At 73.2% G+C, this 14,960-nt stretch carries 15 protein-coding genes; 5 read left to right on the top strand and 10 right to left on the bottom strand.

Translation table 11 applies throughout. The features are described 5' to 3' along the window. Positions 1 to 283 precede the first annotated feature (283 nt). Positions 284 to 1,231 (top strand): ROK family protein, encoded by a 948-nt coding sequence (locus ACFQ87_RS26025; protein WP_380613221.1) that lies wholly within the window; start codon positions 284 to 286, stop codon positions 1,229 to 1,231. After that, the gene (gene nagA, locus ACFQ87_RS26020) at positions 1,228 to 2,409 is read left to right on the top strand and encodes an N-acetylglucosamine-6-phosphate deacetylase (RefSeq protein WP_380613220.1); all 1,182 of its coding nucleotides are present in this window, start codon (positions 1,228 to 1,230) and stop codon (positions 2,407 to 2,409) included. The genes ACFQ87_RS26025 and nagA overlap by 4 nt, the downstream gene beginning before the upstream one ends. 64 nt (positions 2,410 to 2,473) lie before the next feature. On the opposite strand, the gene ACFQ87_RS26015 is transcribed toward nagA, so the two are convergent. Then, complete coding sequence (locus tag ACFQ87_RS26015; RefSeq protein ID WP_380613219.1) at positions 2,474 to 3,475, bottom strand: hypothetical protein; 1,002 nt, start codon at positions 3,473 to 3,475, stop codon at positions 2,474 to 2,476. A gap of 201 nt (positions 3,476 to 3,676) precedes the next feature. After that, entirely contained in the window at positions 3,677 to 5,470 is a 1,794-nt protein-coding gene (locus tag ACFQ87_RS26010) for a diguanylate cyclase domain-containing protein (protein WP_380613218.1), read from the bottom strand. Between the two features lie 363 nt (positions 5,471 to 5,833). On the opposite strand from ACFQ87_RS26010, the gene ACFQ87_RS26005 reads away from it, so the two are divergent. Continuing rightward, complete coding sequence (locus ACFQ87_RS26005; RefSeq protein ID WP_380613217.1) at positions 5,834 to 6,370, top strand: flavin reductase family protein; 537 nt, start codon at positions 5,834 to 5,836, stop codon at positions 6,368 to 6,370. 16 nt (positions 6,371 to 6,386) lie between these two features. Here ACFQ87_RS26005 and arfB read toward each other — a convergent pair whose 3' ends face one another. After that, the gene (gene arfB, locus ACFQ87_RS26000; protein WP_380613216.1) at positions 6,387 to 6,818 is read right to left on the bottom strand and encodes an alternative ribosome rescue aminoacyl-tRNA hydrolase ArfB; all 432 of its coding nucleotides are present in this window, start codon (positions 6,816 to 6,818) and stop codon (positions 6,387 to 6,389) included. A gap of 67 nt (positions 6,819 to 6,885) precedes the next feature. On the opposite strand from arfB, the gene ACFQ87_RS25995 reads away from it, so the two are divergent. Both ACFQ87_RS25995 and ACFQ87_RS25990 read left to right on the top strand, forming a co-directional pair. Beyond that, complete coding sequence (locus ACFQ87_RS25995) at positions 6,886 to 7,383, top strand: hypothetical protein (RefSeq protein WP_380613215.1); 498 nt, start codon at positions 6,886 to 6,888, stop codon at positions 7,381 to 7,383. 151 nt (positions 7,384 to 7,534) lie between these two features. After that, a complete protein-coding gene (locus tag ACFQ87_RS25990; RefSeq protein WP_380613214.1) occupies positions 7,535 to 8,110 on the top strand; it encodes a TerD family protein in 576 nt (191 codons plus the stop codon). Positions 8,111 to 8,207: 97 nt separating this feature from the next. Here ACFQ87_RS25990 and ACFQ87_RS25985 read toward each other — a convergent pair whose 3' ends face one another. The 7 genes from ACFQ87_RS25985 to ACFQ87_RS25955 all read right to left on the bottom strand — a co-directional run bounded on the left by ACFQ87_RS25985 (position 8,208) and on the right by ACFQ87_RS25955 (position 14,896). Beyond that, entirely contained in the window at positions 8,208 to 9,419 is a 1,212-nt protein-coding gene (locus tag ACFQ87_RS25985; RefSeq protein WP_380613213.1) for a hypothetical protein, read from the bottom strand. Positions 9,420 to 9,617: 198 nt separating this feature from the next. After that, positions 9,618 to 10,106, bottom strand: a complete 489-nt coding sequence (locus tag ACFQ87_RS25980; protein ID WP_380613212.1) for a DUF3180 domain-containing protein — start codon at positions 10,104 to 10,106, stop codon at positions 9,618 to 9,620. 172 nt (positions 10,107 to 10,278) lie between these two features. Continuing rightward, positions 10,279 to 10,878 carry a 2-amino-4-hydroxy-6-hydroxymethyldihydropteridine diphosphokinase gene (folK, locus tag ACFQ87_RS25975; RefSeq protein WP_380613211.1) on the bottom strand — a complete coding sequence of 200 codons (600 nt, stop codon included), beginning with the start codon at positions 10,876 to 10,878 and terminating at the stop codon, positions 10,279 to 10,281. Positions 10,879 to 10,921: 43 nt separating this feature from the next. Further along, positions 10,922 to 11,281 carry a dihydroneopterin aldolase gene (folB, locus tag ACFQ87_RS25970; RefSeq protein WP_030288941.1) on the bottom strand — a complete coding sequence of 120 codons (360 nt, stop codon included), beginning with the start codon at positions 11,279 to 11,281 and terminating at the stop codon, positions 10,922 to 10,924. Between the two features lie 247 nt (positions 11,282 to 11,528). Next, positions 11,529 to 12,026: a nuclear transport factor 2 family protein gene (locus tag ACFQ87_RS25965; protein ID WP_380613210.1), complete on the bottom strand. Its 498-nt coding sequence runs from the start codon at positions 12,024 to 12,026 to the stop codon at positions 11,529 to 11,531. A gap of 10 nt (positions 12,027 to 12,036) precedes the next feature. Next, the gene (gene folP / locus ACFQ87_RS25960; RefSeq protein WP_380613209.1) at positions 12,037 to 12,909 is read right to left on the bottom strand and encodes a dihydropteroate synthase; all 873 of its coding nucleotides are present in this window, start codon (positions 12,907 to 12,909) and stop codon (positions 12,037 to 12,039) included. A 145-nt stretch (positions 12,910 to 13,054) separates the two neighbouring features. Further along, complete coding sequence (locus ACFQ87_RS25955; RefSeq protein WP_380613208.1) at positions 13,055 to 14,896, bottom strand: phosphatidylglycerol lysyltransferase domain-containing protein; 1,842 nt, start codon at positions 14,894 to 14,896, stop codon at positions 13,055 to 13,057. Between the last annotated feature and the right edge of the window lie 64 nt (positions 14,897 to 14,960).

The raw sequence follows: 14,960 nt of genomic DNA, 5'->3' as shown, positions 1-14,960 counted from the left end.
CCGGATGAGGGAATCCGGCAGGGGGGACGCGCAACACTGCCAAACCCGCTGTCCACTGGTCCACACCACTCGGCCCCACCCGCCGAGTAGTTACCGAAGTGCCCGGCTTCATTGCACGATGCGCAACAGCCGACCGACACACAGCCCGCACCGACAGCCCGCACCCGACAGTCGGGACCCGGCGGACACCCCCGCACCCGAGACAAAGCTCACCCAGTATGGACCAGACCAATCCAAGAACTGGACTAGACCTCTTCGGCCCGACCAAGGGAAACTGTCCTCCGTGAAGCACGTCATCGCACTCGATGTAGGCGGCACCGGCATGAAGGCCGCGCTGCTCGCCCAGGACGGCTCCGTGCTGTTCGAAGCACGCCGACCGACCGGGCGGGAGCACGGCCCCGACGCCGTCGTCGCCGCCATCCTCGACTTCGCCGCCGATCTGGCGGACGAGGGCCGCAGTCGCTTCGGCGTCGCCCCGCTCGCGGCCGGCGTGGCCGTCCCCGGCACGATCGACGAGAAGAACGGGATCGCGGTCTTCTCCGCGAACCTCGGCTGGCGTGACCTCCCGCTGCGCAGCCTGCTCGGCGAGCGCCTGGCCGCCCCCGGCGGCCCTGCGATGCCGGTGGCCCTCGGCCACGACGTGCGCTCGGGCGGCCTGGCCGAGGGCCGGCTCGGCGCCGGCCGGGGCGTGGACCGCTTCCTGTTCATCGCCCTGGGCACCGGCATCGCCGGCGCCATCGGCATCGGCGGCCGGATCGAGGCCGGTGCCCACGGCTACGGCGGCGAGATCGGCCACGTCGTGGTCCGCCCGGGCGGACCGCAGTGCGGCTGCGGCGCCCGCGGCTGTCTGGAGACGCTGGCCTCCGCCTCCGCCGTCTCCCGCGCCTGGGCCGAGGCCAGCGGCGCCCCCGACGCCGACGCGGCATCCTGCGCCGCCGCGGTGGCCGCCGGGGACGACCGCGCGCTCGCCGTCTGGCAGCGGGCCGTCGACGCCCTCGCCGACGGCATCGTGCTCGCCCAGAGCCTGCTCGACCCGTCGACGGTGATCGTCGGCGGCGGGCTGGCCGAGGCCGGCGACACGCTCTTCACTCCGCTGCGCGCGGCGGTCACCGAGCGCCTGACCTTCCAGATGCCCCCGAAGGTCGTGCCCGCCATGCTCAAAGACACCGCCGCGTCCCTGGGCGCGGGCCTGCTCGCCTGGGATCTGCTCTCGATGGAGGTGACCGCGTGACCACCGCGGACCGTGACCGTACTGCCCTGGCCGGCGCCCGACTGGTCCTGCCCGGCGGCGTCGTCGAGGGCGACCGGATCGCCGTCCAGGGCGAGCGCATCGCCGGCTTCGGTGGTGCGCCCGAGCCCGGCGACCTGGACCTGACCGGCCACACCGTCGTCCCGGGCTTCGTCGACCTGCACGTCCACGGCGGCGGCGGCGCCTCCTACGCCTCCGGCATCACCGAGGAGGCCCTGCTCGCCGCCCGCACCCACCTCGAACACGGCACCACCACCACCGTCGCCTCCACCGTCACCGGCGAGATCGACGACCTCGCCCGCCAGGCCCACGTCCTCTCCGAACTCGTCGAGGACGGCGTCCTGGCCGGCATCCACTTCGAGGGCCCCTTCATCTCCCCGGGCCGCTGCGGCGCCCACCGCCCCGACCTGCTGCGCGACCCCGACCCGGCCCTCGTCCGCAAGCTCGTCGACGCCGCCCGCGGCCACGCCAAGATGGTCACCCTCGCCCCCGAACTCCCCGGCGGCCTCGACTCGGTGCGCATGCTCGCCGACCTCGGCGTCATCGCCGCCGTCGGCCACACCGACTCCGACTACGCCACCACCCTGGAGGCGATCGACGCCGGCGCCACCGTCGCCACCCACCTCTTCAACGCCATGCCCGGCATCGCCCACCGCGCCCCCGGCCCCATCGTCGCCCTCCTCGAAGACGAGCGGGTCACCGTCGAGCTGATCAACGACGGCGTGCACCTGCACCCCTCCGTCCTCGACCTCGCCTACGGCGCCGCCGGCGCCCACCGCGTCGCCCTGATCACCGACGCCATGGGCGCCGCCGGCATGGGCGACGGCCTCTACCCCCTCGGCCCCCTCCAGGTCGAGGTCACCGACGGCGTCGCCCGGCTGGTCGAGGGCGGGGCGATCGCCGGCTCCACCCTCACCCTGGACGTGGCGTTCAAGCGCTCGGTCACCGTCAACGGCCTGACCCTCGACCAGGCCGTCGAGTCGCTCTCCGCCACCCCGGCCCGTCTGCTCGGCCTCGCCGACTCCGTCGGCTCCCTGGAGACCGGCAAGCTCGCCGACCTGGTCGTGCTCGACTCCGACAGCTACGACCTGGTCGCCGTGATGCGCCAGGGCCGCTGGGTCGCCGGCGGCGAGAAGTTCCCCACCGTCAAGTCCGCCTGAGCAACGGCAACGGCCGCCCCTCCCCCACCGGGGACGGGCGGCCGTTCACATCTCCGACAGAGCCTCAGGCGCTCGGCTCGACGGTGATCTGGTCGATCAGGATCGGCCCGGAGGGCACCGTGAAGGTGACCGAGTTCGCCCCGGCCTGGAACTGCGGGAGTATCCAGGTGGTGTACCAGGACGACGCCGGGTCCTTGCCGGGGACGTAGTTCTTGTACGTCAGCCCGCTCGCCCAGTCCTTCCCGTTGACCGACGCAGCGCCCTTCACGTCCGCCCCGGCGTTGTTGTAGTGCAAGGTGAGCTTGTACGTCCCGGCCGTGGCGATCTGGCCGTTCCAGGTCACCGAGCCGCCCTGCTGGAGCGTCAGGTAGCTGCCGTCGGCGGACTTGGCACCCTTGACGCTGTTGCCGGACGGCGCGTTCTGGCCCTGCAACTGGCCGGCGTCCACGGTCGACGGCCCATTGGTGGCGGCGGCGCTCGCCGAGGGGGAGGCCGTCCCGCTGGTGGCGCTGCTCGCCGGGGTGCTGGGGGCCGGCGGGGCGGTGGTCGCGGTGCCGCCGCCCTTGGCGTTCTTGTCGCCGTCCGGGTCACCGGTGGAGAGCGCGATGCCGGCCCCGATCGCTATCGCCGCGACCACGGCGACCGCGCCGATCACCGCACCCTTGCTCCGGCCGCTGCTCTGCCGCTCCTCCCCCGGCTGCGGCCGGGAGTGCTCGGCGTAGCGGGTCTGCTGGGCGGGCACGCCGTACTCGGCCTGCTGCTGCATGCCGGGCTGGCCGTACGGGGCCTGCTGCTGCGGCACCGGCTGCTGGCCGTACGGGCCGGGCTGGCCGTACGGCTGCTGCTGCGCACGCGGCGGCCCCCCTTGCTGGTAAGGCTGGCCGTACTGCGCGCGCCCGACCTCCATCGGCCGGTTGTACGACGTCCGGGGCACGCCCTGCTGGGGCTCGGCCGACTGCCCGGTGGAGCCGTCGGCCGGGCGGTAGAGGTAGCCGAACGGGTCGTCGTCCTGCGGGGCACCGCCCCCCTGGCCCTCGGGCACTCCGTTGTCGCCGGCGGTCGTCACGGTGGTCTGTTCCCCCATCCGGTGAGCGCCGCCGGGCTGCGGGCGGCGCAGATCATGGACGCTGTCGTACGGGGAACCCTACCTGCCGTAGCCGACAGCGGGAAAAGAGCCCTTGACAACTCGCGGGTAACCTGCGCGGCGCCGGATGCTCGGCACCCGACCGACCTCGGAAAACAGCCGATCGAAGCGCGGAGGGCCCCGTCAGCCCGCCCGTCGGTGCGAGCGCTCCCCGCGCGCCCCCCGCACCGCACCGCCACGAGCCCGCTTCTCGTCGTACATCCGCTCGTCCGCGGTGTGCAGCACCTCCTCGATGCTCATCCCGCAGCCGGCCCAGCCGATTCCCAGGCTCACCCCCACCCGCATCGCCCGCCCGTCGATCCGCATCGGCGGGATGATCGCGTTGCGCAGTCGGTGGGCGAGGTCCTTGGCCTCCTCGCGGCCGATCCCGTCGGCCAGCACCACGAACTCGTCGCCGCCGAGGCGGGCCACCGTGTCGCCGTCCCGGACCGCCCCGCTCAACCGCCGGGCCACCTCGACCAGCACCGCGTCGCCCGCGTTGTGCCCGAACCGGTCGTTGATCGACTTGAAGCCGTCCAGGTCGCAGAAGAGCACCGCGAGCCCCTTGTCCGCCGGGGCCGACGGGCCGGAGCGGAACGGCGCGGACCACGCGTCGCCGGCCGGCCCGTACTCGGCCGGGACCACGGCGTGCACGTGCTCCCCGTAGCCGGGGGCGAGGCCGGGCAGCAGGCCGCCGCCCTCGGCCGACCCGTATCCGTGCACCGGACCGGCGTACGGTTCCGCCCCCTCCAGGCCGTCGTACGCCGCGTGCGCGCTGTACGAGTCGGCCGGGTAGCCGTACGGGGGCGGGTAGGCGACCTCGCCGGACATGGCGGCGGCGCCGACCGGCTGCGACTCGGAGCAGAGTCGGCGGCCCAGCCGGGCCTTGAGCTCCGCGCCGTTGGGCAGGCCGGTGAGCGCGTCGTGGCTGGCCCGGTGGGCGAGCTGGAATTCGTGGCGCTTGCGGTCCTCGATGTCCTCGACGTGGGTGAGCAGGAAGCTCGGGCCCTCGGCCGCGTCGGCCACGATCGAGTTGCGCAGGCAAACCCACTGGTAGCCGCCGTCCCGCCGGGACAGCCGCAGTTCCGCCCGGCCGCTCTCGGCGCTGGTGCGTTCCAACAGCGCCCGGTCCTCGGGGTGGACCAGGTCCGCGAAGCTCTGCTGGCGCAGCACCGCCCGGGGACGGCCGAGCAGCCGACAGAGCGCGTCGTTGACCCTGGTCAGCTGGCCGCGCCCGGCGCCGTGCAGTTCGGTGATGGCCATCCCGCTCGGTGCGTACTCGAAGGCCTGGCGGAAGCTTTCCTCGCTGGCCCGCAGGGCCTGCTGCTCCTTCTCCAGCCGGGCGAGCGCGCGCTGCATCTCGGCCCGCAGCCGGGCGTTGCCGATCGCGATGGAGGCCTGCAGCGAGAACATCTCCAACGCCTCGCGGGTCCAGGCTCCGGGTCGCTTGCCGCTGCGCGGGCGGTCCACCGAGAGGACGCCGAGCAGGTCGCCGCCGGCGCTGTACATCGGGGCGAGCAGCCCGTCGGCGGGGTGCCAGTCGTTGGCGTAGACGGGCAGCGGGCCGTCCCCGATCCAGCGCGGGATGTCGCTGGCGACGGCCCAGCCGCGGTCGTACGGCAGGAAGCGCAGGGTGCCCCAGTGGTCGCTGACGCCGAGCAACCGGTCCCAGGACTCCCGCGAGCCGACCTGGCCGAGCAGCACCGAGGGCCCGCCCATCGGGCTCTCCTCCAGCTCCCAGACGGCCGCCACCACGAGGTCGCCGTCCGGCCGGACCAGGCTGACCGCGGCGGAGTCGAAGCCGAGTCCGTGCACCGCGCCCTCGACGACGGCCTGCAGCGTGCCCGCCAGGCTGCGGGCAGCGTTGAGGTCCGCCACGACCCGGTGCAAGGTGCGGAGGGTCGCGAGACGGACGTACGGCTCCGACTCGGCTTCCATGCGGGGGCTCCCCGGCTGCTTCGGATAGTTCTTGATTGGTTATCGTCCGATTGCCAGAAGAACTGAATCACAGGGAGCACAGCGTTCGGCACGCTCGGTCAGCAATAGGCCGCCACTTGTGACTTAAATCACACGACACTAATGCGTCCTTAATCAGTTCATCCGTCCCATAGCGGGACATAGGGCGCTATCGGAACATTTCTCGTGGTCGACCGCATTGGCCGCACGCTGAAGCCCGGTGCACCCGCCGGTCCCCCGGCTTCACTCCTGAGGGTGAGTCCGCTCCGGGCCCGGCCCGACCCGACCCGCACCGCTGGTCCTACGACCACGGCCCGATGCCGTCCCCCGCGGTCGCCAGCTACCGTGCGGTACGTGTACCCGTCCCCGCAGCCCGACGCTGCCCCCCACGCCACGCCCGACGAGTTCCGGGCAGCACTCTCCCAGCTCGCCGCCGGCGTGAGCCTGGTGACCGTCCACGACCCGGAGGACGGGGAGGACATCGGCATGACCGCCACGTCCTTCCTCTCGGTGTCGCTGGAGCCGCCGCTGGTGCTGATCTCGGTCCGCGAGGACTCCCGGATGGACGAGGTGCTCTCCCGGGTCGACACCTGGGCGGTCTCGGTGCTGGCGGAGGGGCAGAAGACGCTCGGCTCCCGCTTCGCCATGAAGGGCAGGCTCAGCGACCGGCTGCTGTTCGGGGACACCCCGCACCGGCGCGGCCCGCAGACCGGCGCCCCGCTGATCGAGGGCGCGCTGGCCGCCGTCGAGTGCCGCACCGAACAGCGGATACCCGCGGGCGACCACACCCTGCTGGTCGGCCGCGTCCTGGAGGCCACGGTCCCCGCCCCCGGCGGCCGACCGCTGCTCTACTTCCGCGGCGGCTACCGCACCCTCGGCTAGAGCCCCCGGGGCCCGGCTAGTCCTGGCGCGGCGCCCGCCGACCCTGCTTCAGCTCGGAGCGCTGCCGCTTGTTGGACAGCCGCCGCTCGACCATCCCCCGACTCGGCCTGGTCGCCCGCCGGGCCTTCGGCGGCGGCGCGCACGCCTCGGTCAGCAGCGCCGCCAGGCGGGCCGCGGCCGCCTCCCGGTTGCGCCACTGCGAGCGGTACTCGGAGGCCTGGACCACCACCACCCGGCCGTCCACCAGCCGGTGCGCCAGCCGCTCCACGGCACGCTCGCGCCACACCTCGGGCAGCGCCTTGGAGGCCACCAGGTCGAAGCGCAGCTCGACCTTGGAGTCGGAGGTGTTGACGTGCTGGCCACCGGGGCCGGAGGAACGCGAGAAGCGCCAGACGAGCTCGGCGTCGGGGACGACCACCGACCCCCGTACGCGGATGGGCTCGGGCATGCGCCCATCATCCCGCGCCGGGTGCGCCGGGTCACCCGGTTATCCGCACGCGCGCCGAACCCCGACAATGGCGTACGTGATCGAGCTCGGCTACTCCCTCTCCAACCGCTTCCCCGACCCCCCGCAGACCGACTACCGCACCGCCCCCGTGCGCTCGCTGCGGTACGACCTGTTCTGCGGCGACGTCTACCTGGACGCCGAGGGCGCCGAACTCTCCACCCGCTGGGGCTGGGTGCCGGTGCTGGACTTCGCCTGGGCGCTGTGCGACATCGTCGAGCAGCTCGACCGCGACCCGGACGGCTCCCGGGCCGCCCGGGTGCAGACCGCCGACCTCGACTTCACCCAGAACACCGAGCTGCTGCGCTTCGCCCGCCGCTTCAACTGGGTGGAGATCACCGCCACCTGGCTGCGGGACGAACCGCCCGCCGTGGTGCGCCACAGCGACCTGCGGCGCGAGGCACGGGACTTCCTCCAGGACACCCTCGCCGACCTCTTCGACATGCACCCCGACCTGGCCGACAATCCGAACATCTGGTCGCTCCAGGGCCGCTTCCCCCGGGTCTGATCCCCGACACCCGAGCCCGTCACCCGACCGCCGCATTGCCCTTCCTTTGCCCCGGCTTGACGTCCGGCAAAGAATTCACGGACTCCGTGGAACCAAGCCGCCGGAGTATCGCGTTGTCCCGGGAAAAGCGAACGAAGGGACTGCAATCGCCATGCCAGTGAGCCTCTCCAAGGGTGGCAACGTCTCGCTGACCAAGGAGGCCCCCGGCCTGTCCGCGGTGAGCGTCGGCCTGGGCTGGGACGTCCGCACCACGACCGGCACCGAATTCGACCTCGACGCCAGCGCGATCGTCCTGAACGCGGACGGCAAGGTGTTGTCCAACGCCCACTTCGTCTTCTTCAACAACACCAGCACGCCGGACGCCACCGTCGTGCACACCGGCGACAACCGCACCGGCGAGGGCGTGGGCGACGACGAGTCGATCAACGTCAACCTGGCCGGCCTGCCGGCCGAGGCCGTCAAGATCACCTTCCCGGTCACCATCTACGACGGCGTCGCCCGCGGCCAGAACTTCGGCCAGGTCCGCAACGCCTACATCCGCGTGGTGAACGCCGGCGGCGGCGCCGAGATCGCCCGCTACGACCTCTCCGAGGACGCCGCCACCGAGACCGCGATGATCTTCGGCGAGCTCTACCGCAACAACGGCGAGTGGAAGTTCCGCGCCGTCGGCCAGGGCTACGCCTCCGGCCTGGCCGGCATCGCCCAGGACTTCGGCGTCCAGATCTGACGCACCCCCTCACAGATCCGGCCTGACCCGAAAAAGCCCGCGGCGCGGAAAGTCGATCCGTCCGACTTCCCGCGCCGCGGACTTTCGCGCAGGCTCCTCAGCGCGAGGCGCGCAGCCGCGGCAGCTCGATCAGCTCGGTCTCGTCCTCCGGCGTCAGGTCCACGACGGTCGGCTCGCCCTGCTCCGGCTCATCGGCCGCGTCCGACGACGGCGCCGGCGCCGGCTGCGAGGGCTGTCCGGACCGCGAGGGCCGCGCGCCGTTCGACGCGGCCGACTCCGCCGCCTGCGCCTCGGCCTTCGCCTTCGCGGCGACCGCCTCGTCGCCCACCACGTCCGCCAGGTCCGCCCGGTCCCCCAGCTCGGCGATGCTGCCCACCGCCGGCGCCGGAGCGGCCGCCCGTACCGCCGCACCCGGGGTGCGGCCGAAGAAGCTGAAGCCCTGCCCGCGCGCCTGCCCGGACTGCGCCGGGCGCGTCCGCTGCCGCTCGGCCGGGGCCGGCACCGCGGCCGGAACACTCGGCGTCCCGCCGAGCTGACCGACCGTCGCGGTCAGCGCCGGGCGCAGCGCGGCGGGCTGCACCGGCTTCGGCTGCGCCGGGGCCTGGCCCGCCGGCGCCTGCGCCGGAGTGGGCACCGAGGGCGCGACCGGGGCGGGCACGGACACCGGCTTGGGCGCCGACACGGCCGGGGCGGCCCTGTCGACCAGCGACCGCGTCGCGGACGCCCGCAGCGCGACCTCCGCGCCCGCCGTACGCGCCCGCTGCGTCTCCCGCTCCGCCGCCCGTCGCTCCAGCAGCCGCAGCACGGCCGCCGCGCGGACGAACGCGGCCGGGCTGGCCGGGTACTTCGGACGGCTCGCGGCGAGCGCCCGCTGGGCCGCCTCGGCCTCCTTGAGCGCCTGCTCGGCCACCGTCACGGCCCGCTCCCGCAGCAGCCGGGCGATCTCGGTCTCGGCCTTCGCCAGCCGCGACTTCTCCGCCGTCAGCCGCCGCCCGAACCGGGTGGCCCGCTCCTCGGCGACCTCGGCCGCGTACTCGGCCTCGGCCAACTGTTCCTCGAAGCGTTCCTCGGCGCGCATCCGCTGCGCGGCGGACACCTCGGCGGCCGCCCGGGCCGCCTTGTCCCGCTGGCGCAGCAGCAGCGCGAAGCCGAGCACCGCGATCAGCGCCGCGACGCCCACCGAGCGCACCAGGATGGTGTCCTGACTGAAAAGCAGAGCGGCCAGTGCGGCGACCAGCAGCACGCCGGCGGCGGTGGGGGGAAGGACCCGGCCGAGGACGGAGGAATGACGGTGGCGTCCGCGAGACATGCCAAGAAACTAGCGTGCGAATTGGGGGCGTGTCAGCCCAGGGTCCCCTTCCGCCCTTGACAGTGTGCCGTTTTTACCGCACGTGCCCGGCTTTTCACTCAAGATCACGAAAAAGGGCCTGCTCAGCGAGGTCCCGGCGTCGGCGGGCCGATGCCCGCCGACGACCCGCCGACGACCGGCTCCCGATCCGCGGACGTCTCAGCGGTGCGAGGCCGCCGGCCCGCTCGGGTCGTCGTGGTTCTCCGGCAGCTTGCACACGTGCTGGAGCCAGAGCGCCGCCGCGATCACCGCGGCCCCCGCCAGCACCGCGAGCCCGGCCGTGACGGCCTGGTCCTTGCGGGCCGACACGTCCAGCTCGCCGAGCAGGTAGATCCCGGCCCCGGCGTAGATCCCGGTGACCACCGAGGAGACCAGCGCGCTGGCCTGCCCCAGCACCACCGCGCGGGCCGCCAGCAGCGGGTCGACCCGCTTCGCACCGGGCAGCCGCTCGCGCACCGCCTTCAGCCGGGACCGCAGCGAGATCGTGGTCGCCAGCAGGATCACCGCCACCGCCGCCAGCACCACCGGAGCCGCGGCCGGCACGGCCGGCAGCGTGTCCAGGGAGGCCCACAGCTTGGAACCGGCCCAGGACAGCGCCGTCGTCGCGGCGGTGATGCCGATCAGCAGGCGGAGGCGAAGCAGCTTCACGCGGAGGAGGTCCTTCCCGGGGTACCAGAGCCCGCCGGCCGGCCGGTGGCCCGGCGCGGCGACGCCAGGCCACCGTACCGGGCCGGGCCGGGCGGACATCTACTCGTACGGCCGGGCCCCCTGGCCGAGTTCCCCGGCCCGACCGGCCGACCGGGCGCGTCCCCCGTGGGGGCTACTCCGGCAGGGTCAGCCGGATGTCGTCGCGCCGCTTCACGCCCTGCGCGTCCGGACCGCCGAGCGCCGCCAGCAGCGCGGCGACCTGCCCGTGCCCGGGCACCTCCGCCTCCGGCTGGGCGTCCAGCCACGGGGCGAGCACGAAGGCCCGCTCGTGCGAGCGCGGGTGCGGCAGCACCAGCTGCGGGTCGTCGCTGACCACGCCCTCGTAGGCCAGGATGTCGACGTCCAGGGTGCGCGGACCCCAGCGGACCTCGCGGACCCGCCCGAAGGCGTCCTCGATCGCGTTGCCGCGCTCCAGCAGGTCCCGCGGGGGCAGCGAGGTGCGCAGCACGACGACCGCGTTGTAGTAGTTGGGCTGCTCGTCCGGACCGCCGACGGCCTCGGTCTCGTAGACCGCCGAGACGGCCTTGATCCTCAGCCCGGGGGTGTCGGCGAGCGCGTCGACGGCACCCTGCAGGGTGTCCAGCCGGTTGCCCAGGTTGCTGCCGAGCGCGATCACCGCGCAGCGCTGGCTGTGCAGCGTGGTGTCGGCGGAGTCCACCCGGCTCTCCAGGTCGAACGCGTTCGGCTCGGCGATCGGGTCACTGCTGTTCATCGAAGAAATCCCTCTGCATCGGAAACCAGGCGCGCGGTGGGGGTCATGCGCGGCCCCGGTGGATGGTCACGGTCACGTCGTCGAACGGCACGGTGATCGGGGCGTCCGGCTTGTGCACGGTGACCTCGACCTCCTCGACCGCGTCGTGCTTCAGGCACTGGTCGGCGATGCGCTGGGCCAGGGTCTCGATCAGGTCGACCGGTTCCCCGGCGATGATCGCGGTGACCTCCTCGGCCACGATGCCGTAGTGCGCCGTGCGGGTGAGGTCGTCTCCGGACGCTGCGGGGCGGGTGTCCAGGTACAGCACGAGATCGACCACGAAGGTCTGGCCCTCGACGCGCTCGCGCTCGAAGACGCCGTGGTGGCCCCGGGCTCGCAGCCCCCGCAGGGTGACGCGGTCCAGCAAACGAATCACTGCTCCCAGTCGGACGGGCCCCGCCCGGAGAAAGGCATGGACGGGCAGGGCGACGGCGGGCAGCACACCCGCCACTCCGTTTCGAATCTACCCGCGAGCGCGGACAACGCCTGACCGTCCTACCCGGCACGAACCGTCGCCACGCGCACCGATTCGGCGATTGACGTGAACGTTCGGTGACCACTCGGAAATTCCCCGGCGACGGTCCGGCGCCGATTTTCCGCAACCGTGGAAATCAGTCCTCGTCGTCCTCGTCGCTGCTGGTCAGAACGGGTGAACCGTGGTGCGACCAGAGCTTCCACCCGGCCGGGGTGCGGCGGAACAGATTGCTGGAGACGACCTTTCCGCCGACCAGCGGTCCGAGTTCCCCTTCCTCCTCCGCCTCACCGCCGGAGAGGATGTTCTCGGTACACGTGACAAGGGCCACATCTCCGTGGACCTCGGCCTCGACATCGGTCAGGAAGAACTGGATGTACTCCGTGTTCATCATGATCAGCATGTACGAGCGGGTCACCTGCGCCCGCCCGCGCAGCACCGGCCAGCCCGGGTGCACGCACACCACGCCACCCTTGTCGTCGGCGTACTCCGGGCCCAGCCAGGCCTCCTCGACCGCCTCGACGTCCCCCCGCTCCAGCGCCTCGTAGAACCCCCGGTTCGCCGCGAGCACCGCCTCCAGGTCCACCTCGTGGGCCTTTCCGGCCGCCGAGCCGCTCAACCTGCCGTCACCTGTCACAGACCCTCCCTCACCCCAGCCGCGCCGCGCGCTGCCAGGCCGCGACCACGCGGACGGCGTCCGCCGTACCGGACACGTCGTGCACCCGTACCGCCCAGGCACCGGCCTGGGCCGACAGCACCGAGACCGCGGCGGTCGCGTCGTCCCGCTCGCGGGCCGGGCGCAGCTCCCCGGTTTCCGGGTCGGCGAGCAGCGTACCCAGGAACCGCTTGCGCGAAGCGGCGACGAGCACGGGACGGCCGAGCGCGGTGAGCGCGTCCAGTCGGCCGAGCAGCGCCCAGTTGTGCCCGGCGGTCTTGGCGAAGCCGAGCCCCGGGTCGAGGATCAGCTGGTCCTCCTTGACCCCGGCGGCCAGCAGGGCGTCCATCCGGGCGGTCAGCTCGGCGACCACGTCGGTGACCACGTCGTCGTAGACGGCCAGCCGGTCCATGTCGGCGGACTGCCCGCGCCAGTGCATCACCACGAAGGGCGCGCCGTTCTCGGCGACCACCCGGGCCATCGCCGGGTCGGCGAGCCCGCCGGAGACGTCGTTGACGATCGCGGCGCCGGCCTCGACGGCCCGCTCGGCGACCGAGGCCCGCATGGTGTCGACGGACACCACCACCCCGGCGGCGGCGAGCTCGCGCACCACCGGCAGCACCCGGCGCAGCTCCTCCTCCTCGGGCACCCGCTCCGAGCCGGGGCGGGTGGACTCGCCGCCGACGTCCACCAGGTCGGCGCCGCGGGCGCGCAGGGCCAGCCCGTGCGCGATCGCCTTGGCGGGGTCGAACCAGAGCCCGCCGTCCGAGAAGGAGTCGGGCGTGACGTTGACCACGCCCATCACGGAGCAGCGGTCGAGCCGCGGCAGTCCGGCAGGCAGGGAGAAGGACGGCGAGTTGCTCATGCGCCCGCCTCGCTTCGCTCGGCGAGGGCATTCGCCCACGCGCGCCTTCCGATGATTCGCTCGCTGCGCTCGCTCATGCGCCCATTATCGAACGGGGCCCCCGCCGAGCGTTCTCGGCGGGGGCCCCGGACGGTGTCGAGGTGCCTCAGGCGGCCTCGGAGACCTCACGGGTCGACGGGACGGGCATCAGGCCCTCCCGCTGGCGCTTGCGGCCGAAGCGCGGCATGCCCAGGGTGATGAAGGCCTCCGCCTGCATCGCGGCGAAGCCGATCCGCGGCAGGTCCCGGGTGTTCGGGAAGACCAGGAAGCGCGGCTCCCACTCGGGCTGGAACTTGGCGTTGAACTTGTACAGCGACTCGATCTGGAACCAGCGGGACAGGAAGACCAGCAGTCCGCGCCAGGCGCGCAGCACCGGGCCGGCGCCGATCCGCTCGCCGCGGGCCAGCGCCGAGCGGAACATCGCGAAGTTGAGCGACACCCGGCGGATGCCCATGGCGCCCACGGCCTGCAGGGCGGCGACGATCAGCAGCTCGTTCAGGCCCGGGTCGGCGGCACGGTCGCGGCGCATCAGCTCCAGCGAGATGCCGTCCGGCCCCCAGGGCACGAAGTGCAGCACGGCCTTCAGGTCGTCGCCGCTCTCGCCCTCCTCCGGGGCCTTGTGGGCGGTGACCACGACGCAGTCGTCGTCCAGCGGGTCGCCGAAGCGGCCCAGGGCCATCGAGAAGCCGCGCTCGGTGTCGGTGCCGCGCCAGCGGGCGGCGGCGTCGGCGATCCGGTACTTCTCGTCCGCGGTGAGCTCGGAGACCCGGCGCACCTTGCAGGAGTAACCGTTGCGCTCGATCCGCTTGACCATCTGGCGCACGTTGCGCATGGCGCGGCCGGCCAGCGAGAAGGTCGAGGTGTCGACGATCGCCTCGTCGCCCAGCTCCAGCGCGTCCAGACCCGCCTCACGGGTCCAGACCTCGCCGCCGACCTCGCTGCAGCCCATCACGGCCGGCACCCAGGCGTGCTCGCGGGCCTCGGCCATGAACACCTTGATCGCGCCCGGCCAGGCCTCGACGTCGCCGACCGGGTCGCCGGAGGCCAGCATCACGCCGGAGACCACCCGGTAGGAGATCGCGGCCTTGCCGGTGGGCGAGAACAGCACGCTCTTGTCGCGGCGCAGCGCGAAGTAGCCGAGCGAGTCGCGCTCGCCGTGCCGCTTGAGCAGCTCGCGGACCTTGTCCTCGTCCTCGGCGGTGAGCTCCGGCTTCGGCTTGCCGGGGCGCAGCGCCAGGTAGGCGGTGGTGAAGGCGGTCAGCAGGCCGAGCCCGCCGAGCAGGTAGGCCACCAGGTCGGACATCCGCACGTTGGTGTAGCGGATCGGGCCCTCGAAGCCGAACAGTCCGTACCCGACGTGCTGCAGCCGCTCCATGATCGCCGGGTGCCCGACCTCGTACCGGGTGCGGGTGCTCACGATCAGCAGTCCGAGCAGCACGCTGAGGGTGCCCATCACGACCAGGTTGACCACCGCGCCCCAGCGGGTGCGCGGGTCGGCCTTGGCGTAGAACTCGCGCTGGTGCACCAGCATCACGGCGAGGACCACCAGCGAGACGACCGCCGGGCCGACCTGGTGCCAGCGGACGATGTGCAGCGCGGCGCTGACCGGCAGCAGCACGCAGACCGCGCGCCAGGCCCGCCGCTTGCGGCGGCGCAGCGCGTGCGCCAGCGGCACCAGCAGGATGCCGACCATCAGCGTGCCGACCGCGGCCAGGCTGGTGGTGCCGCCCGGCAGCTGCCCGGCGAAGGTGTGCATCTTGGTGTGCCGGAGCTTGGGGAACACCGCACTGGCGATGTCCAACAGTCCGATCAGCAGACAGGCGTAGCCGACCGCTCCCGGGAGCCAGGCCCTCGGGACGGCGGCCGCCTGGTTGCGCAGCGTCTGCAGACCGCCGCGACGGGGCGGCGGCTGCTCGGGGCTCGACTCAACGGACACGGGAACGCTCATGGAAGTTCAGGGTAGAGGCTGCGGGGCGGTGTCCGGTCACTCCGGGGGAGCACGTGTGATGGAC

Source organism: Kitasatospora sp. NPDC056531 (genome assembly GCF_042794375.1).
Taxonomy (GTDB): Bacteria; Actinomycetota; Actinomycetes; order Streptomycetales; family Streptomycetaceae; genus Kitasatospora.
This window is presented reverse-complemented; position numbering and strand designations above follow the sequence as displayed.